Below are 20,599 nucleotides of genomic sequence, written 5' to 3' on the forward strand. Positions count from 1 at the left end.
GAAACGGGTTTATTTCAACCTGTTTCGGGTCGGTTTGCGCTTATTGGGCAGAATGGCGATAATGGTCGACGGCGAGAGCCGTCAGGCGTTTTTTGTCTATCTTGCCGACGGCGGTGAGCGGCCAGTGGTCCAGAAACTCGATTTGGTCAGGAATTTTCCACGCGCTGAGCCCCATACGGGTCAGTTGTTGACGCAACTGCTGATAGTCAGTTGGCACCTGCTGCGCGATGATAAACGCGCAAATCCGCTCGCCAAGCAGCGTGTCCGGCGCGGCGACCACCGCGCAATCTTGCACTTCCGCTAAACGCAGCAGTGCCGATTCCACTTCAGCCGCGGCTATTTTTTCTCCGGCGCGGTTGATCTGCTCTTTTATGCGTCCCTCAACGTGCAGGTTCCCTACCTCATCCAGCCTGACATTGTCGCCTGTGCGGTAAAACCCTTGCGCGGTAAAGGCCTGCGCGTTGTGGGCAGGGGCGCGGTAATAGCCCGAAATGGTATAAGGGCCGCGCGTTAACAATTGCCCGGTTTCGCCCGGCGCGACGTCGTTCTCGTCTTGATCAACGATGCGGATTTCATCCAGAGGGGACAACGGGCGCCCCTGGCTGTGGAGAATGGTGGCATGCGGATCGTCCAGCCGGGTAAAACAGAGCAGGCCTTCCGCCATACCGAAAACCTGTTGCAGGGTACAGTCAAAGGTGGCGATAACCTGCTCAGCAAGCGTCGGGTCGAGCCGGGCGCCGCCTGCCTGAATGACGCGCAGCGACGAAAGGTCGCTGTCTTCCCACTCCCTGGCCTGCACCCATAATTGCGCCAGCGCCGGAACCAGGGCGACGTGAGTCACTCTTTCCTGCGCGATTAAAGGCATCACCTCATCACAGCTGGCGCTGTCGGTCAGCACCACTTTTCCGCCGCAGGCAAGCGTTCCCAGAATACCGGGGCAGGCCAGCGGAAAGTTATGCGCCACCGGGAGGACGGCGAGATACACGCTCTGTTGGCTGATGCCGCACAGTTCAGCAGAAGCGCTGAAGTTATAGCTATAGTCGGCATGTCGGCGCGGGATGAGTTTGGGCGTGCCGGTTGTGCCGCCTGAGAGCAACAACAACGCGGTGGCGGAAACATCAGGCTGCGGCCATGCCTGTCGCTCACCGTGAAGGGAGAAGAGCGGCGTAAAATCGTCGCTCACGGTCTCTCCAGCGACCAGAACATGACGCAAGCAGGCGTGTTTGTGCGCCATCTGTCGGGCCAGCTCTGCGTGGTTTTCCCCGTGAATAACGTAAGCGACGGGTTGCGCCAGCTCAATCAGCGCGTCGATATCCAGCGGCCGTTGCGAGGGCATCGCCAGCACGGGGATAACGCCCAGTCTTAACAAGGAGAACAGCAGGGTAACAAACGCGTTGTCGTTGGGAAGCTGCACAATTACATGCTCCCCCGAACGCAAACCCAGTGATGACAGACCTGCGGCAAGTTCGTCAACTTGTGCATCAAGCGCGCTGTAGGTTAACGACCCCTTTGCATCAACGACGGCAATTCGCGAGGCATAACGGGCCGCCCAGTGGCGCAACTGTTCGGCAATGGGTAAGGGATACTGTTCAATCAGAGATTTAAAGGAAGAATTCATGCGTCACCTTTCTGAAGTACTGGGCTGTTTTTGCAACGCGGTCATTGCAGAAAATGCGTGGGGAAAATGGCGGACAATCTGCGTAAAAAAGGACCGGGCTTGTTGAATGGGATAGAAATGATTGCCGTCAATCACCACCGGGCCTGTAACGTGGCTCAGCCACTGACGCCAGGCATCGACCTGCTGCCAGGAGGCTTCGCGATCGTGGCTGCCGCACAATAACAGCGCAGGCGTGCGCAGCGGCGGACAGACGTCGGGCGAGTCGTAGTGATAGCTCTCGGTGGCGTAAAAATCAGCGCGCAGAAGAGGAAGAAACAGCGACATTAATTCCTGGTTTTCCTGCAGTTCAGGAGAACATCCGCCAATGTCTATCAGCTCAGCGATAAAGTCGGCATCATCGCGATGGCTGAGCTGGCGTTCAGAATGCAGATGCGGGGCATGGCACCCGGAAATAATCAGTCCTTGTGGCGCAAGCCCCCGTTGCTCCAGAAGTCGGCAGGTTTCAAACGCCACCTGCGCCCCCATGCTGTGCCCGGCGAGTAAAAGCGGCGTGTCAGGCGATACGGATGCTTCCAGCTCGTTCGCCAGCAGTGCCGCCAGTTGTGTAATGCTTCTGAGCGGTTCCAGATGGCGAAGGCGATCGCGCCCCGGCCAGGTCACCAGAGAAAGCGCGCAATCAGCCAGTTGCTCAGCTTGCCAGTGGCGAAACGCGCTACTGCTGCCGCCAGCGAAAGGGCACATGACCAGATGCGCAGTATTGCCGTTCCGGGCGGGCCACAGCGGGATGCACATTGCAGATTGCGTCACAGCGCCTCCTTATCATCATCGTTGTAGAAACCGGCTAACCGGTCGTGGTGCGGCGGTGTCAGGCGTCTGATCTCCGCATTGCCGGTCTTACGTAAAATCTGCTGCCATAAACGTGATAACGCGATCTGATGTACGCTTTGGCAGGCCGCTGGTGGATGTTCGCCCGCCAGATGGCTGCGCAACTGGTGTAGCAACCAGCTGACGCCCTCCGGCCCGACGGTTTCGCAGCAGTCGCGCCAGCTCAGGGGCGCCGCGCTGCGCGTCAGACCCAGCAGATCGCGCAGGATCTCCGGTCTGCGGTAGAGGCTGTGGGCGTTCTCCTGATGGTCTGCGACAAACAGGCTGGATGACCAGATGACGGGGCCGTAGCTCGCCTCCAGCGAAAGATGACCTTCCGGCCAGCCCAGCAGCAGGCGGTGCATGATAAGGCTATGCATATCTGGATCGTCAGGATCGAGATAGCGCTGAAGCAGCAGGCAGGCTTCTCCCTCCGGCCAGAAGAGTCTCAGACAGTGAAAATCGCTAAAGCTGCCAACCACGTCGCACTCCACGGCGGCGGCATCAACGCCCAGAGCCAGCAACAACAAATCCAGAGTGGAGTTGAGCAACTGTCGGCTGGTGGTGGCGTGGACTACCGGCGGCGTCTTAGCCAGGCAGCGACGCAGCTGCTGAGCATCGCGAAGCCATGTGCGTCCCGCGCGCGTATGCGGATAAAACGTGTTTACCCAATAGCAGCAGCCCTGTTCCTGCGCCAGCGTTTGTAAGGAACTGATGTCATCCGGGTGGAGGGGATGCTCCTGAATGACGTGTACGCCGCGCGTCAGAAAGTGTCTGGCAAGCTGCGTACCGGTTCCTCCGGCGACGGTCGAACGCACGACAATACAGGCGATATCCGGCATCCTGGTTATCTGTTCCGGCGAGGTATACAGCGGAATGCCAAACGCATGAGCCAGCTCTCTTGAACGGGCGCTTCCCTGCGCCAGCAGGCCGACCAGTTCCAGCCCCTCCGGGGGCTGCATAAAGGCATTCAGGTACATTTCGCCAAATTTGGCGCCCACAATCAGTACGCGTTGTTTTGGGGAGGCGGACGGCATCATAACGTGTTCTCCGGTTGCGTTGAGGTTGCGCAAAGCCAGCGCGTAATGTGTTGCGCACAAGCCTGAACGTGGGGGGCTTCCATCATGATTTGCCAGTGGCTGGCTTCAATCACAGCGTCGTCGGCGTTGTTTATCCAGCCCTGCCACTCGGTTTCTGCTGGCGTCCAGCGCGCGGGTCTCCCGGCGGCATACACCATGAGACAGGGGACCGGAACGCTTTCGCCCGGCGTATGCTCAGTCAGTAAACGCAGCAGATGCGCGATGTTGTCGAGCCACGTTTCTGCCGCTTGCAGCGTCAGGTTTTGCGACACCATACCGGCCGTTTTAGCGAGGCTGATAAAGTCGGCAAGCTGGCTGTCGGGCGTCTGCTGGTCGAAATGTTCGGGCAGTGCCAGAGGCGTTTGTCCTTCGGCTAACAGGCGCAGCAGGGCCGCCCGGTTTTCGCAACAGAAATCCTGTCGGCACACGGGATCGATTAACACCATCCGAACCTGCTCGCCTTTGGCGTACAGGCGCTGTGCGGCGCCCGCCGCAAGAAACGCGCCATACGACCAACCCGCCAGCACATAAGGGCCGTGAGGCTGCTGACGACGGATGCACCCGACATACTCATCGATCATCTGGTCGAGCGTGGCAAAGCGCTGCGGCGATTTTGCTTTCAGGCCGAAAACGCGCCTGTTCAACGCGCTAGCGAGCGGCAGCCAGGCGCTGATATCGCCGTCTGAAGCGTGGAAGACAAACAGGGTTTCCTCACCGTCGCCCTGGCAAAGGGGTATCGGGTTGTCCTCTCCTGACGTAGCCGCCTGTAGATGGGCGCAGAAGTCGCTCAGCGTCGAATGGCTGAACAGATCCTGAAGGTTAGCCCTAGCAATCCCTCTCCGGTTTAGCTGCGCGACCATCCTTGTCGCCATCAGGCTGTCGCCACCCAGTTCGAAAAAGTCGTGATGCCTTGCCACGGGGCGAGACAGCAGCGATTGCCAGAGTTCAGCCACCTGTCTTTCCAGCGCCGGATTCCCCCCGGCAACTGGCGTGGGTTTGGCTGGCTCAGTCGGCGTATCAGACGGGGCATGCAGCGGCGTAAATAACGCTTCTCTTTGCCGGATCTGTAAAATGGGCAGACCGGTGCCAAAGCGCTGCTGTAAATAGCGGCTCACGGCTTTTTTATCCGGGCGATTTACGCCAGGCGAACGCGCCACCAGCAGATGCTGGCGCAGCGGCGACGATTCCTGCGCGGGCCACGCCAGCTCGTTTGCAAACCCGGCCTGAACGAGAACCTCCTGCCATGCGGAGCGGGTGAGCATCGGTTTCTCATCCCGGCGGCGGAAATCGCGGTATCCGCTTAATCCCTCAATAAAGCCCACGCTCGCCAGCTGGAATACGCTGTTTCGCTCCGTCGCTTCAACGATCAGCAAACGTCCGCCGGCTTTCAGCAACAGTTTTAATCTGCGCAACGTCTGGACGACATGGCTGGCGTCGTGGAGCACATTGACGGCAACGATCAGGTCGTAACCCGCCTCCGGGTGGGCGGTGAAATCCAGCGGCTGGTTGATGTCGAACAAGGCATAAGACACCTGCGATTCATCATGGAAACGGGCTCTGGCGTCATTGAGGAACTGCGCGGAGACGTCCGTGAAGTGGTACGACTGCCGCGTGTTCCGCGTGGCCTTCAGCACCGGCGCGGTAGTGGCTGCGGTTCCGGCGCCAATCTCCAGAATCCGTTCTGCGCTGCACAAGGCGGCAATCTGCGCGGTATAGCGATTCAGACAGGCGCTGGCGGGGTTGTCGCGATACAGCGCGTCGGTAACGCGATGCTGCTCGTTGAACAGCAATTCCAGCGGAGAACACCGCCCGGAGAAGAGGGCGTCGTGCCGGGCGATGCAGGTTTCCAGATACTGCGCCAGCGCCTGGCTCCATTGGCTTTGCGGGCACGCTTCCTGAGGCTCAGGAATCTCGCTGAGCGGAATGCGGCAGCGCCAGCTTTCACCTTCGCGGATTAACCACTCTCTTTCCGTCAGACACTGTAGCCACTGGCGCAGCAGACGCTGGTGAGACGCTTGCGCGGACAGCGCCTGTACTATTGCGCTAAAGCGATGGGCGATCTCCGGCGTGGTAAACAGGCCGTGACGATTTAGCGTAGCCGCGATCCCCTGTAGCGCACGCGCCTCCAGCCAGCGCCAGGTCGCCTCCAGCTCATCAAGCTGCGCCTGCTCAGGCAACGGCAGCGCCAGTTGGGTAAGTTCGTGCTCATCAGGCATCGCCGCTGATGGCGACGGATCGTCGGCCATCACGATATCCAGCGTCAACGCGCCCTGTTCGGTTATTTCCGCTCTGGCCTGCCGGATGCCGGGGTATTCGAGCGTCGCCTGCTCAATATCCCGCAGGTCGTAGTCCGCCTGCGCGTTCAGCGGCCAGCGTCGGCGGGGAATGTGCCCGGCGATGCCGCTGGCGAGAGTCTTCAGGCTTTCAGGGGCGGCGATGACGGCTTGCAGGATGGCGCAATAGTCATTAAACATCGCCTCGGCAGCGCCGGGTTCCAGCACGTTGTCCATGCAGTACCAGCTAAACATCAACTCGCCGTCGCTCTCCATGACCTGATGATCCAGCCAGACCTGCGGCGTTTGCGTGAATACATAGCAGGGTTCGCCGAACAGATGGCTCATCGCCTGATCGATAGTCATGCCTTCCAGCGTCATCCCCAGCATACTGGTAAACACTACCGGCATCAGCGGTTGACGTTGTGATCCGCGCAGGCGGCCCAGCTCACGGATCACCTCAACACCGTTCATTTCACTGTGCGCCATGTTTTGCCAGAGGCGCTGTTGGGTCTGTTGCATCTGCTCTTGCAACGTCACCGGCGCTGAGAAGTTAAAATCAACCAGCGTGACGGAGGTAAAATCACCAATCAACTGGTTGATTTGCGGATGGATCGGCTGGCGATTGAAGAACGTCAGGTTCAGCGTAAATGTTGTGGTACGGCTCCAGCGCTCAAGGGTGGCGGCAAACAGCGTGAGCAGCGCGGCAGACGGTGTGACGCCTTGCTGCTGCCAGCGCTGTTTCACGGCCTGCCATTCTGTCTTGCCGATCGTCGATTTGAAGGTGGTGAAGTGTGGCGTTTCCGGGGGCGTCTCAACCACCGGCAGCTCTGGCGCTAAGGGCAGTTGCGGCAGTTTTTCCTGCCAGTAATCCCAGGCATCGTGCCATGCCGATGTCTGTCGGCGCGCCTGTTCAGCCATCACATAATCACGGAAGGTAATAGCGAGCGGCGCCAGCGTTTCACCGCGCCAGACCTGCGCCAGGTCGTCCATCATGACTTTAAAACTCTGCACATCAAACTGCAAAAGGTCGAGGTTCATATGCAGACGGTAATGGCAATCGTCGATTTCGCTGACCACCAGCTCAAAAAGAGGCCACTGGTCGGCAGGCAAAACGCGATAGCTCAGTTCATGCCGCCGTTTTTCCAGCGCGATGCGCTGTTCTTCCGGGGAAAGCGCGCGCAGATCGTCACGCGGGATGTGATACTCCGGCGTTGTCGCCAGGATTCGCTGCTGCCCGTCGGCATCAACCACCATACGCAACATATCGTGGCGTGCGATGAGCTGGTTCCATGCTTTCTCCAGTATGGCGAGATTGAACTCATCGTGGCGTTTATCCCACTCAAACAGGACGTGACAGGCGACGCCGCCATAGCCAATGAGGTGGGTTCGCCCCAGCCAGTAGGCGTGCTGAATGGGCGTCAAAGGGAAGGGCGCATAACGCTCGTCGGCGTCGTGCCGCAACACTTCCGGCTGCGAAGCGGCAGGCGTCGCCTCTGGCTTAGAACAGATAAGCTGCGTGAGTCCATGAGGAGACAGATCCTGCCACGCCCGTTCCGCATTGATGCGTACGCCCAGGAAGTGCTGAATATCGCTACTGAGTTCAAGGAAGAGCAGCGAGTCCATGCCGAGTTGCAACAGATCCTGGTTTGGATGCAGTGACGCCGGATCGCTCAGCCTTAGCTGAACCGCAATCCGCTTTTTCAGCCATGCCATCACCGCTGTTTCATCGCTCAGGCTGCCGTTAAAGGCGTTGTCATCAGCAGGAGGAATGACCGGCGTTGCGGCTTTTTCTGTGGCGCTGATGTTAAACAGAGCCTGTTGTAACGGGGGCATTTTGTCGGTAAAAACGCGCATCGCCAGTCGCCACGGGGCGCCGCGCATCACCGCCTGTTCCAGGTGCCAGCAGCCTTCGGCATCGCTTAACGCGCCCATACCTCGGCTGGCGAGCGTCGCCAGCATTTCCGGCGTGGCCGCCCGACCGCTTTCTCCCCATGCGCCCCAGGCGACAGAGAGCGTTTTCGGCGCATCAAGGGTGGAAAACTGCTGGGCCAGCCCGTCCAGGTAGCCGCAGGCCAGCGCATGGGCGCTCTGACCCGGCGCGCCGAGGGTGGCGGCAGCGGAAGAGTAGAGAATAAGATAGCGTCCGTCGTGGTTGCGCAGGGTTTGCAACAGCTGGCTTGCCGCCTGCGCTTTTACCGCGAAAACGGCAGCCAGCTGGTGGTCATCAAGCTCCTGCAAGGGCGCGTCAGCCAATACGCCAGCGGCATGAATCGCTCCGGCAATGCCGCCGTTGGCCGCCAGATCGTCAAGAACCGTGGCCAGTTGCCCGGCATCGCCCACATCACAACGGCAGACGCGCGTCTGCCCGCCCTCCACGTCGCGTAGCCATGACTCATCCACGCGCGGCGCCAGCAGGGCGATGCGTCGCGCCCCTTTTTCTCTGAGCCAGTTCACGGCAAGGCGGCCTAATCCGCCAAACGCTCCGGTCACCAGATGCCAGCGGCTATCGCCGGTAAACACGTTTGCCGGTAATTCAGCGGCGCATCCCGTATTGGGCGCCAGTGAAGGGAGCCAAAGGGTGTCACCCCGTGCGGCGAGCCAGCGCTGTGATAGTGAGACTGCGCTCAACCCTTGATGCAGCGTTTCCCACGGGGTGTTTTCGGCGAGATCGATGGCGGCAAGCAACCGTTCCGGCTGTTCGTTGGCCGCGACTCGAAGCAAGGCCCATAGCGCGTGATGGGATGCAGAGAGTGCTTCATTTTCCTCGACTCGCCACGCGCGGCGAGTAACCACAATCAATCCGGCTGCGCTGGCGGTGAGCGCTGCTATCACTTTCTCCGCTAAGGCCAGCGTATCCTCGCTCTCCTCAACAATCATCAGTCGCGAAGAGGCGTGCGGATCGTGAATGATGCCGTATTGCGCCAGCTCGTCGCTGCGCGCAAGCGTACCGGCGCTGAAGCTAAAGGTAAGCGGTTGGTCAATGCTGGCGACGTTGAGGGGCGTCCAGCGCCATTGATAATGCGTCTGCGGCGCAGGAAGAGGCGCGGCGGGCGATAGCGGCAGCCACTCGCCAGCAGGATGACGGGCTTCAACGCGCATCTGACCGCGGGAAAAGGCTTCGTTTTGCCAGCTTAAGCGAACCTTCCCCAGCCACTCCGGGGCGGCGACGGGGGGCGGTTCCACAGGCAGAGCGTCGCCATGACGCTGTGAAAGCAGACGCCAGGCCTCCTGCCAGCGGGCGTTAAACCGTTCGGGCTGACCTGCGCAATCAGACCAGTCGGCGAGATAATCACCGTTATCCGTCAGCGCCTGCCCCAACACGGGTTCTGATGGCGCGGTGAATGTTACGGCGCTAACCGCCTGACCGGGCAGCGTGGCGAGAATGATATGTTCGCTCATCCCGGCGGTCGGGCTGCCATCCTGCGGTAGCCACGCCACTTTGCTGAATCCGGCGTGGCGGCACTGTTGTTGCCACTGAGCGGTGGTGAGGAATAACTCACCTTCGCGGGCGTCGAGATCCTGTAGCGGAAGAACCAGCGGGCCGAAAACGAAGTCAAACAGACGCATTGGCTGGGTGATTTCGCGCATCAGCAGGCGCCCGCCCGGCTTGAGCAGGGGGCGCAGATTATCGAGCGTGCGGCCAATATGGCGGGTGGCGTGAATCACGTTCGCTGCCACGATAAGATCGTAAGACTGTGCCTGGAAACCCTGAGACTGCGCCTCTTTTTCGAGATCCAGCTCGCTATACTTCACAAAATCATAGTCGGCGAATTTCTGCTGGGCGCGACGGGTGAACAGCGCCGAGATATCGGTGAAATGGTACTCCAGTGCCGGAACGCCGTTGAGTTCCGGCAGCAGCCACGCGGTGGTGCCGCCGGTTCCGCCGCCAACTTCAAGAATACGCAACGGCTGGCGGGGCTGACGCGTCTGGACAATGCCGCGTAATACCCCGGCGGCGATTTGGTTGAAATAGCGGCCAAAGCTGAATTCCTGATACAGCACTTCCACGCCGTCGGAGGCGCTTTGCGGGAAGATAATCGCCACCGGTTCTTCCGCGCCGCTCATCATTTCATATAACCGATCGCCGGCACGGGCGATGGTGTCGGGAATAGCCTGAAAACCTTCACAATAACCGGCAAGTTCCGTCAGCAGTGATTCCCGCTGTTGATGTTCAATGGGGCGGGCGCGGACGTATCGCCCGTCGGTGCAGCGGTAATCGCCGTCGACCACGCAGTTATTCAGCAGGCGCTGGAGTAGCTGCTGGTAGCGGGGCAGCAGACGTCCACGGCGCATGATGGTCATGGCGTCCACGCCGTTCTCAATGGCATCGCCGGTACAGCGTTGTACCAGTTGATCGACGTAGATGGCGTGCAGTCGCGTGGCGCACTGTTTAAGCGCTTCCAGGCGAGGGAGATCGAGCGCTGTCGCGGCGCGACTCGCCACCTCCAGCCCGGCAGACAGCGCTGCGTCGGCAGGCTCGCAGGCCGGGGAGACGCGCTCTTTCCAGTAACGCTCAGTATCAAACGGATAACATGGCGCAGCGATACGTTGTCCATCGCCCGCCAGCAGGTCGGCCCACGGTAGGGCGACGCCGGCAGCGTAAAGCTGGAGCAGGGCCTGATTGAGGACATCGCTCGCCTCTTTGTTACGCCGGGCGCTGGCTATCCAGTATGCGTTATCGCGGTATTCGCGCTGCCCGCAAGCAACCAACTGGGCATCGGGCCCCATCTCCAGAAAAACGCGGGCGCCGAGCTGATGCGCCACCTGAATACTCTGGATAAAACGCACCGGCTGGCGCATGTGTCGGCGCCAGTAATCCGCCTGGTTGAGCGTTGACTCATCAATGACGTCGGCGGTGAGCGTGGAAATAATCGGTATTTGCCCCGGCTCCGCGTGCAGTCCCGCGCAGGCGTCCTGGAACCGATCGAGTATCGGCTCCAGTAAAGCGGAGTGCGCCGCACCGGTTACGCTCAGGCGACGATAGTTAATGTCATGCTGCGAGAGCGTGGCGCAAAATACTGCGAGACGGGCTTCCGGTCCGGAAAATACCGTATGTTGCGTACCGTTATTGGCGGCGAGATCCAGCTCAAACTGGCGAGCCAGCGGCATCAGCGTGTCTTCGTCTGCAAATACCGCCACCATCGCGCCGCTTGCGCACTGCTGCATTAGCGCGCCGCGCCGACAAACCAGTGGCATGACCTGTTCAATCGTATAGTGTCCGCAGACAACAGCAGCGGCAAATTCACCGACGGAATGCCCAATGGCGAAGTCTGGCTTCAGTCCTTCAGCACGCCAGTGCGCCGCCATCGCGATTTCAAACGCGACAATCGCCGGCTGCGCCCAGGCCATATTGTCCAGTTGCGCCGAATCGGGGTTAAACATCGCTTCGCGCAGTGACGGCGTGAGCATTTCGCTACAGGCGGAAAAACAGCGATCCAGCGTGTCGGCAAACGCCGTTGAGTGCTGGTACATCGTTTGACCCATAGTGCGCCAGTGCGAGCCCTGGCCGGTAAACAGCCACACCTGCTTGCCGCTGGCGCCGTGGCCGCTGTAAACCAGCGCCCCCGATTTCTCACCGGCCCAGGCGCTGAGCGCCTCGGCGGTTTCACGGTTTAATGGCGCCGCCAGGCGGAAGGGGAGATCGAGACGGCGCGCGTGCAGGGCTGTGAAGGCCAGAGAGCTGGCATCCGCATTCTCTCTCAGCGCCCCGGCATAATCCGTCGCCAGCCGCCGCAACGCGCTGTCGCTGGCTGCGCTGAGCAGCAGCGCGGTACTTTTTCTGCCGCTATCCGTATTGGGGAGGCGCGCGTTGAGCGCGTCGGGCAGCGAGGCGACGATCATATGGCAGTTGGTGCCGCCAATACCAAAGGAGGAGACGCCCGCATAGCGCATTTCGTCCTGCCATGCCTGTGCCGACACCGGTATGGTAAAGGGGCTCTCTTCAAGTTTCAGCGCCGGGTTGGGGGTGTGAAAATTCAGTAAGGGAGGAATTTGCCCGCGACTGACTGCCAGAACGGTTTTCAGCAGTCCGGCAATGCCCGCCGCGGTATCCAGATGGCCCATGTTACTTTTCACGGAACCGAGCGCACAGCGCTGATCCTGCGGGCGAGGCGCATAGACGTTGCGTAACGCTTCAATTTCAATCGCGTCGCCCAGCGGTGTGCCGGTGCCGTGGGTTTCAATGTAACCTACCTGCCTGTCGTCGATGGCCGCCAGCATTAACGCCTCTTCGATGACTGCCTGTTGCCCTGCGACGGAAGGGGCGGTATAGCCGACCTTTCTGTTGCCGTCGTTGTTGACCGCGCTGGAGAGGATCACCGAGATAATCGGATCGCCTGACAGCAGCGCGTCTCTCAGGCGACGCAGCACCACGCAGCCGAGACCGTTACCGGCCCAGGTGCCCTCAGCCGAGGCGTCAAAGGGACGACAGTGACCATCAGGAGAGAAAATCATTCCGGGCTGGTAGCGGTAGCCTGCCTGCTGGGGGAAAGAGAGCGCCACGCCGCCGGCAACCGCCATATCGGATTCGCCTGCGCGCAGGCTTTCACAGGCCAGATGCACGGCAACCAGCGAGCTGGAGCAGGCGGTCTGTACCGATAACGCCGGGCCGTGCAGGTTGAGTTTGTACGCGGCGCGGGTGGCAATATAGTCTTTATCATTGCCCATCAGAGATTGCAGACCTTTTACCTGCGCGACTTCTGTCACGTTCAATGCTTCGCGACCGGGGTAGGTACTCATCCGGGAAGAGGCGAAAACGCCGGTCTTATGGGGGACGGCGCCGGGGGCATAACCGGCATGTTCCAGCGCATGCCAGACCGCCTGCAAAAATAGGCGCTGCTGCGGGTCCATCGACTCCGCTTCCTGTCGCGAATAGCCAAACAGGGTGGCGTCGAAGCAGTCGGCGTTGTCTAACACCGTACCGATATTGACATAATGAGGATCGTCAATGATGGCGGCATCCAGACCGACGGCCAGAAGCTCTTCGCGCGTAAAGCGTCGGCTGCATTCACGACCTTCCAGCAGATTTTGCCAGAACGTTTCGCCATCCGGCGATTCAGGAAAATGGCAGGCGTAGCCGATAACCGCGACAGGTTCGCAGTCCGGGTAGTGTTGAGCGATCGATGCATCAATGGAATCTGCTGTCGGCGCAGAAGAGAAGCGCAAGTTATCCATAATCGGTCCCGTTTCCTAAGATTCACAAAGTCAATGGAACGCCATGCGTTCGCGATGGCGTTCCGGGGAAAATCAGTTTGCTTCGCGCTATATCCGCCGCTGACGACGGCGAACAGGGCGAGGTCGTTTTGTTTTCTCCACCGTGGTGACGCCGGCCAGATAATCGGCCAGGGTAGCAGGAGAAGGGTGGGTGAAGAGGTCAAGCAACGTCAGGGTGGAAAATTCGTGACGTTGTAACAAAACGTGCAGTTGCACCAGATTCAGCGACGTTGCGCCCGCCTCAAAGAAGTTTTCTGCGGGCGTGACAGACTCGCCAACCACCTCGCGGAAGGCGTCGCAAATCAGGCTGACGGTGCTCTCGTCCGCCGCAATGTGTGGCTGAGATTGCTCAGGGCATACGCGCGGTGAGCGCTCTGCGCATTGCCCTGCGTGTTTAACGGGAGGCACCAGCGCGGCGAGCGGCAGTTGCCAGCCGCTTTCATCCTCGGCCATTCGGTTTAGCAATGCGCAATACTGTTCAAACTGGCGCTCCACCTGCCCGGCAGGAAACAGCGCGGCGACAAAATCCCAGTTAAAGCGCAGTTCGCCTTCGGATTCATAAATCTGGTGATCGAACCAGACCTGCGGCGTCTGGGAGATGCCCCAGACCGGTTTGAGCAGATTACGCCGGGCGAGGAAGTTATCCTGCTCAAAGCCCAGCGCGCTGGTAAAGACGACGGGCATCGGAACGGCAGGCACGTTTTGCTGTTGCGCCAGTTGACGCATCACGCGGATGGCTGACACATCGCGGTGGTTGAGGTTCTGGCTCAGCCGCTGCTGTAGTGACTGCGCGCTGTGCAGCCAGCTTTCGCCGGGATGCCAGCTCAGCAGCATCAGCGAGGTGAAATCGCCCAGAATCTGGTTGATTTGCGGGTGCAGCGGTCGCCTGTCGAAAAGCGTAAGGTTAAGCGTGAACTCAGGCTGTGCACTCCATGCAGAGAGAACCGTTGACCACACCGACAACAGTACGGCCGACGGGGTGAGATGGGCGTCAGCCGCCCGTTTTTTCAGCCGATGCCAGCGCGTGCTGTCCAGCGCGCCGTTCAGGCGGGCGAAGCGCGGTGTTTCAACCTCCTGAGGCAAGCAGCGCAGCGGCAACGCAGGCGCCGGAGGAATATCATCAAGCTGCGCCTGCCACCATGCCAGAGAATCTGGATTGGGCGACTGTAGCGAGGGTTGTTGCAGATAATCCCTGAAGGTGACGGGCAGCGGCGGAAGCAGCTGTTGCGGGTAGCGGTAGCCGTGCTCCAGCTCCGCCAGCAGGATCTGCATGCTGAGACCGTCAAGCAACAGGTTATCCAGACACAGCCACAGGCGGGCAGGCATCCCGTCCACGTATCCGACCTGGAGATCGAATACCGGCCACACTTCGGGGTTGAGTACCTGATGCGCCAGTTTTTCGCGCACCCGCAACGCCTCTTCAGGCGTATGGAGGGTGTGTGCGGGTATCACCCAGGGGGGCGTCTGTTCGAGCACCTGTTGCTGTCCATCACGCACGATGGCGCGCAGCATATCGTGGCGGGCGATTAATCGGTTCCAGACCGTCTCCAGCCGGGTGAGGTCCAGATCGGCAATTTCAAATTCAACAAAGAAATGTGAGCCGACGCCGCCCAGGGCAAAGCCCGGCTGACGCCCCACCAGGTAAGCCTGCTGCACGTCGGTAAGCGCAAAGGGCTGGTAGCGATCTTCAGGGGAGTGGACGAATGGTTGTTCGACCGGGACGTCGGTTTTCCGCAGTGTGGCGGCAAAATCCGCCAGCCGGGGATGATTAAACAGGTCGCTTAATTGCGCTTCATAACCTGCCTGATGAAGTTGCCCGGTCAGACGGGTCGCCAGCAGGCTATCGCCGCCTTGCTGGAAGAAGTCGGTTTCTCTGGTGACATTGCCAGTTGATAAGAGTTGCTGCCAGAGGGCGGCAACCTGTTTTTCAATGTCGCCCTGGGGTAAATCCGCTTCGGCCGGGTTTTCCGCTTCAGGGGTATGACGACGCTTCAGCGCCTGGTAGTCAATTTTCCCGTTAGCCGTCAGCGGTAAGGCGTCGAGGAAGACGATCCGTTGCGGCACCATCCACCCCGGCAGACGTCCAGCGAGGGCGGCCTGAAGTTGACGGGGATCGCGGCGCACCTGCCTGTCAGGACATTGTACGAGGAAGCGTTGTAACCCCGCGACCTCATCGCCATGCTGACAGTTGAAGGCGGCCGCGCTAAATAATGCCGCCCAGTCGGCGCTGTTATGCAGCAAGGCCTCCGGCTGCCCATTGGTTAACAGGAGCGTGCTGAGCAGGGCGGACGGCGTTAACTGGCGAAACTCCATCACGTAGAGCAGCGCGCCGGGAACGGCAAGCTGTTGTAATGTCGCAAGGAGCCCGGGATCTTCCGGCAGCAGACGATGCAGGGCGTTATTAAGCCAGATAATGTCCGCCGAGTGAGCGTGCGTCGCAAGCGTGTCTGCATTCCAGAGGGACAGACGGGCGCCAGGCCAGGGGGCGAGCCTCTGCCGGGCGCTCAGCAGCATCTCCTGGCTCTGCTCAAGCCCGACATACTCAATCTGTCCGGCGTTGAGCTGTGCTAACAGCGATTCTGCGGCGCGGCCAGTGCGGGTTCCCACCTCAAGCAGGCGTATCGGGCGCTGTAAGCGCTGTGCAAGCTGTTGGCAAATTGTCGCCAGTTCCTGAATATACGGGGCGCTGGCCGGATGGTTAAAGGCCAGGCTTTCCGGCGACCACTGCGCGTCGTTCAGTAACGACAGTTCGTTACGGGCACCGCGAAGAATTTGCGATAACGTTAAATCATGTCCGCTGAAGTGCGGGTGCTCATCCTCGCGTTCTTCACCAGCGCAGACCTGATAACCTTCAGCAGCGGGCTTCAGTCGCCGTTGTGTCACCAGAAATGCTAACCAGCGTTCCACCACGGCCTGCCAGCGCGGCTGGATAGCGAGTGAGTTCATCAGGGGGAGAGGATCGGCGCCAGCGGTGTGACCCGGCTTCAGTTTTAGCAGGCGATGCTGAAGGAAATCGGCTACCTGTTCTGCGGAGATCTCTGGCGAGATGGCGCAACAGGGCAACGTTCCCGCAAGCGTGTGCCACGCCTGCGGCAGTGCCGGGTTCCGATGATCGGTAATGCAAAAAGCCTCGCCTTGAGGAACAACGTATGCCGCCAGCGTTTTTTCTTTTTCGCCGATCGCCAGAACGGTTGCTTGTTTCACCCCCGCCAGCTGGCTGAGCGCGCTTTCGATTTCGCCCAGCTCGATGCGATATCCTCCGACTTTGACCTGCTTGTCGCGACGACCGAGGAACTCGATTGTGCCATCTGGCCAGTAGCAGCCGAGATCGCCGGTGCGATACCAGCGCTCGTCCGGGAGCGTCAAAAATTGCTGCTCGCTACGCAGGGGATCGTTGAAATAGCCTTCCGCGACCCCAATGCCGCCAATCCATAATTCACCCGGCACCCAGTCAGGGCAGTCCCGGCCCTGTTCATCCACCACCCGGTAGCGTTGGTTGGTTAGCGGAAAACCGTAAGGGATGGAGCGCCAGTGGGCGGGGACGTCGTGAATTTCGCAGGCGTTAGACCAGATAGACGCCTCGGTGGCGCCGCCCATCGCGATAAATTGTCCTTGTGGCCGGAAGGCCCGATAACGGGCGGGGAGGTCAAGCCCGATCCAGTCGCCGGAAAGCATCACTGCGCGCAGGTTTTCCGGCGTGGCGTCGGCGAAACCTTCACACCAGGTCAGCAGCATATCGAACAGCGCCGGGACGCTGTTCCAGAGCGTGACCTGATGGCGCTGGATCAGCTCACACCATGCGTGAGGATCGCGCCGTTGATTTTCCATCACCATCACCAGCGCGCCGCCCGCGCGCAGTACGCCAAAAATGTCGTAAACCGATAAATCAAAATGTAGGGCGGAGAGGGCCAGCACCCTGTCATGCGGGCCAACCTGATAGCGGGTATTGATATCGCAACAGGTGTTAAGCGCTCCCCGGTGAGAAATGACTACCCCTTTCGGCGTACCGGTAGAGCCGGAGGTGTAGATAATGTAGGCCGGTTGCGTGGGGGCGCGTACTACCGGGTTGGCGATCGGCTCCGCCTCAATGGCCTGCTGCCAGGCAAGGACGGGAATATCGTCTGACCCGGCGCTGGCGTCGTGCTGACAAATGAGCACCAGCCGGACGCTGGCGTCAGCGTAGATTTTCTCGCGCCGTGCGGCAGGCTGATCCAGCGAAACCGGAACGTAAACCGCCCCGGCCAGCAGGACGGCCAGAACCGCAACAAGTTGTCCTGCGCCTTTCGACATCGTGATAGCCACATTATCGCCGGGCTGAACCCCGCACTCGATTAACCTGCCCGCGCAACGGCGGGCATAGTCTGTCAGCTCATGATAATTCCACTGATAACGCATGTCCGTTACCGCCAGCGCCTGCGGCTGTTGCAGAGCGATACGGAAAATGCCTTCATGCAGCAAGCCTTCGGGAATGGGGGCGCCGGTGGCGTTGACCCGTTCGCGTATCGCGCGCTGGCTGGCGGGCATCATATCTGCGAACGGCTTTTGCCAGGCGCTTTCGTCATCGCAGAGTTGGTTAATCAACTGGCAGTAGGCGTCGAACAATGTTTCGACTAACGCCGGAGGGAACAGCGCGTCGTTGCTGTCCCATTGTAGCCAGACCTCGCCGTGATGCTCGAACGCCAGATGATCTATCCAGACCTGCGGCGTTTGCGAGATGCCCCATTCCGGCTCGCCCAACGGCGATTCTGCGCGGCTGCTGTAGAGGGAACGCCCCAGATTGCTGGTAAATACCACCGGGGCGCCGTGGGGGTAGCGCTGCTGGCGTTTGAGTTCACGGAGTAATTCGACGCCGGACCAGTGGCGATGCTCCCAGTCCTCCGTAAACGTGAGCTGGTTTTTACGCGCCAGGTTGCTGACGGTATCGCCATCGCAGGCGGTATCCAGCAGAAGAATATTGGTGAAGTCGGCAAGCATCGCGCCAACCGCCGGGTGCAGCGGCTGGCGGTCGAATAAGGTGATGTTAAGCAGCAGTCGCGTCAGGCCGCCCCAGCGAGCCAGCACGGCAGAAAAACAGGTCGCCAGCGCCATTGTCGGCGTCACGCCATACTCGCCGGCCCGGTTGCTAAAGGCGTGCCAGCGTGTTGCCGGGACAATCATGCGGCGTCGGGTATTACGGACTTCACGTAGCGTGGCGGGTTCGCAGGCCAGCGGCAAGACGGGCGCGGGGGGAAGCGTCGATGCTTTCGCCAGCCAGTAAGCGCGCGCGTCGTCTCTCAGTGGTTGATTGATCTTCTGCTGGTGCAGCAAATACGAGCGGAAATCATAGCGGGTGTCGATAGCCGGCAGCGATTCTCCGGCCAGCAGGGCGTTAAGCTCATCGAAGAAAAGCGTAAAGCTGGAGGCATCCATAATCAGCAGGTCAATATTGACATGGAGGCGGTGGCGATTGTCCGGCAAGAGCGTCAGCTGAAAATCAAACGTTTCGCCGATTTCCACGCGTAAAAGACGGTGGCTCAGGCGCTGGCGCAGTGCGTCCAGATAGGCCTGGCGGCTTTCAGCGTCGTTATGGCGTAAATCATGAACGGTGACGCCGTTCCAGTAAGGTTGCGGTAGCCAGACCTGCTGCCCGTCGGGGCGAAAGGCGATATGCAGCATTGGGTGGCGTTGCAGCAAGGTCGTGATGGCCTGCTCCAGCTGCGACGCCGTCAGACAATGGCCTTCAAACTCCTGATACAGGTGGCAACCCACGCCGCCAAGCGTCTGCCCCGGCATGCGGCCCGTCAGGTAGGCGTGCTGTACTGGCGTCAATGGGAAGGGGGTACTTTCGGTCATGTTCGGCCAGGATGATTCGTCGGGCGGCGTTTCTTCTTCCGCGTTCTCAGGCGACCGGCTGAGCATTAACTGGTTCCATGCCGCCAGCGTGGGGGCGGCATACAGCTCGCGAAGGGTAAGGCGGTAGCCATTTTTACGAAACCAGTGTAACCATCTCATCAATCTTATGGAATCCAGGCCGGCCTGGATCAGGTTGCTCTCTTCATGTAACTGCTGCGGCGTTAAATTCAGTTCCTGTATGAGCCGCTCGCGTAATTGTTGGTAATCAGCCGCGTGGCGGTTGTCTGGTAACAGCGAATCCTGAGATGGTGCGCCAGAAATCATTCTTCCTCCTGATGGCACGTCTTACCGAAAAGCATTGCTCATATGAGAATAATAATTATTAACAATTGGATGCTACCCTAAACGGGTTTATTTATGCCCGTTTCGGGTTGGTAACAGGCGGAAAGAACAGAGGCCCGGATGGGGTATCCGGGCCTCTGTCAGGGAGGAGTTTAGGGGGGCGCGACCCCGGTTACATCACGCGTTTAAAGGTCGAAGGGGTTACGCCAAACTGTTTCTGGAAGGCGGCAGAGAAATGGCTGGCGTTGGCATAGCCCAGATCGGCCGCCACCGTCATGACGGAGGTATTGCCGTTGGCCAGGCGTCTTCTGGCTTCCTGCATTCGTTCAGCCTGAAACAGGCCATAGACGCTGTTGTTGAACAGAACGCGGAAGCCTCGCTTAATTTTGAGAACGCTCAGACCGGACTCTCTGGCCAGCTCCGCGACGCCCGGCGCTTGCGTCAGATCAGCCAGCAGCAGATCCTTCGCCCGCAGCAGTTTCTGGCGTTCCATCGGGTTGAAGTGGCAGGAGAGGCAACTGGCGTCTTCGCGATGTTCATCCAGCACCAGACTGAGCATGACCAGACTTTGCCCCTGCAACCATAGCGTCGACGGCTTTTGTTCATGACTGAAGCCGCCGTGCATGCGCATCAGCGCGTGACGCAAGGCCTGAGCCGTTAAGTGGGTTTCAGCATTACAACGCTGCTGCTGGCAACAGCAGTGGGAGTCGATCTTATTCTTAATGTCCGCGCTAATATCCGGCACCCACAGCGCGAGGGTTGCAGGGCTGAAGGAGAGGGTAATGCTCTCGAATCGGCCACAATAGGAGGCGCTGCCGCGACAGTCTGGCGTATGGGTAATGTAATGGCGATTGCGCGCAAGCTCCCAGTCGGTGTGGCGCCGGAGTCCCTGAATCGCAAAGCGCGATGTGCCTTCCAGGATGCACGAGAAGTTAATCCTGCCCAGATCGTCGTGTAGCTGCAACGTCTCAGGCCGCGCAAAATGGCCCCTCCAGAGCAAAATATCCATACCTTCCTGCAACGAACAGCGCAGCAGTTCACACTGAGCAGGAATATTGCCATCGTTTGCAGGTTTCCCGACCACCAACTGGTGAATAGAGATTTCAGATTGCGTTTGCGGTGACTCCGTCATGACCTGGTTATCTCCCTGTGGCTTAGACCAATGCGGGTATAAATAGAACCGAATGGGGTAGATGAGTTATTGATAATGGTTATTATTCACATTAATTCTCAGAACGCCACCCTGAATTGTCGTTTTTGGCGTCCGTAAAAATTCATCAGGAAATTCAGTTACTCCCATGTCATCTCAATCATCCAATACTGAATCGCTGTCCCGATTTCCTCTCTGGCAGGTGATTACACCGGTTCGCAGGAAG

6 protein-coding genes are annotated in these 20,599 nt (G+C 59.7%); all 6 read right to left on the bottom strand.

Annotated elements, in window-relative coordinates; genetic code table 11:
• Nucleotides 1–40: 40 nt before the first annotated feature.
• Nucleotides 41–1,618, bottom strand: a complete 1,578-nt coding sequence (gene ybtE / locus AABJ99_RS09420; RefSeq protein ID WP_020317087.1) for a yersiniabactin biosynthesis salycil-AMP ligase YbtE — start codon at nucleotides 1,616–1,618, stop codon at nucleotides 41–43.
• Between the two features lie 3 nt (nucleotides 1,619–1,621).
• Nucleotides 1,622–2,425: a yersiniabactin biosynthesis thioesterase YbtT gene (gene ybtT / locus AABJ99_RS09425; protein WP_000194280.1), complete on the bottom strand. Its 804-nt coding sequence runs from the start codon at nucleotides 2,423–2,425 to the stop codon at nucleotides 1,622–1,624.
• The gene (gene ybtU / locus AABJ99_RS09430; RefSeq protein WP_000982855.1) at nucleotides 2,422–3,522 is read right to left on the bottom strand and encodes a yersiniabactin biosynthesis oxidoreductase YbtU; all 1,101 of its coding nucleotides are present in this window, start codon (nucleotides 3,520–3,522) and stop codon (nucleotides 2,422–2,424) included. The genes ybtT and ybtU overlap by 4 nt, the downstream gene beginning before the upstream one ends.
• Entirely contained in the window at nucleotides 3,519–13,010 is a 9,492-nt protein-coding gene (gene irp1 / locus AABJ99_RS09435; protein ID WP_009484412.1) for a yersiniabactin polyketide synthase HMWP1, read from the bottom strand. The genes ybtU and irp1 overlap by 4 nt, the downstream gene beginning before the upstream one ends.
• A gap of 87 nt (nucleotides 13,011–13,097) precedes the next feature.
• Nucleotides 13,098–19,205 (bottom strand): yersiniabactin non-ribosomal peptide synthetase HMWP2, encoded by a 6,108-nt coding sequence (irp2, locus tag AABJ99_RS09440; RefSeq protein ID WP_009484413.1) that lies wholly within the window; start codon nucleotides 19,203–19,205, stop codon nucleotides 13,098–13,100.
• A 190-nt stretch (nucleotides 19,206–19,395) separates the two neighbouring features.
• Nucleotides 19,396–20,355 carry a yersiniabactin transcriptional regulator YbtA gene (gene ybtA, locus AABJ99_RS09445; RefSeq protein WP_000140399.1) on the bottom strand — a complete coding sequence of 320 codons (960 nt, stop codon included), beginning with the start codon at nucleotides 20,353–20,355 and terminating at the stop codon, nucleotides 19,396–19,398.
• Nucleotides 20,356–20,599 lie beyond the last annotated feature (244 nt).

Source organism: Escherichia coli, assembly GCF_036503815.1.
GTDB classification, from domain to species: Bacteria; Pseudomonadota; Gammaproteobacteria; order Enterobacterales; family Enterobacteriaceae; genus Escherichia; species Escherichia coli_F.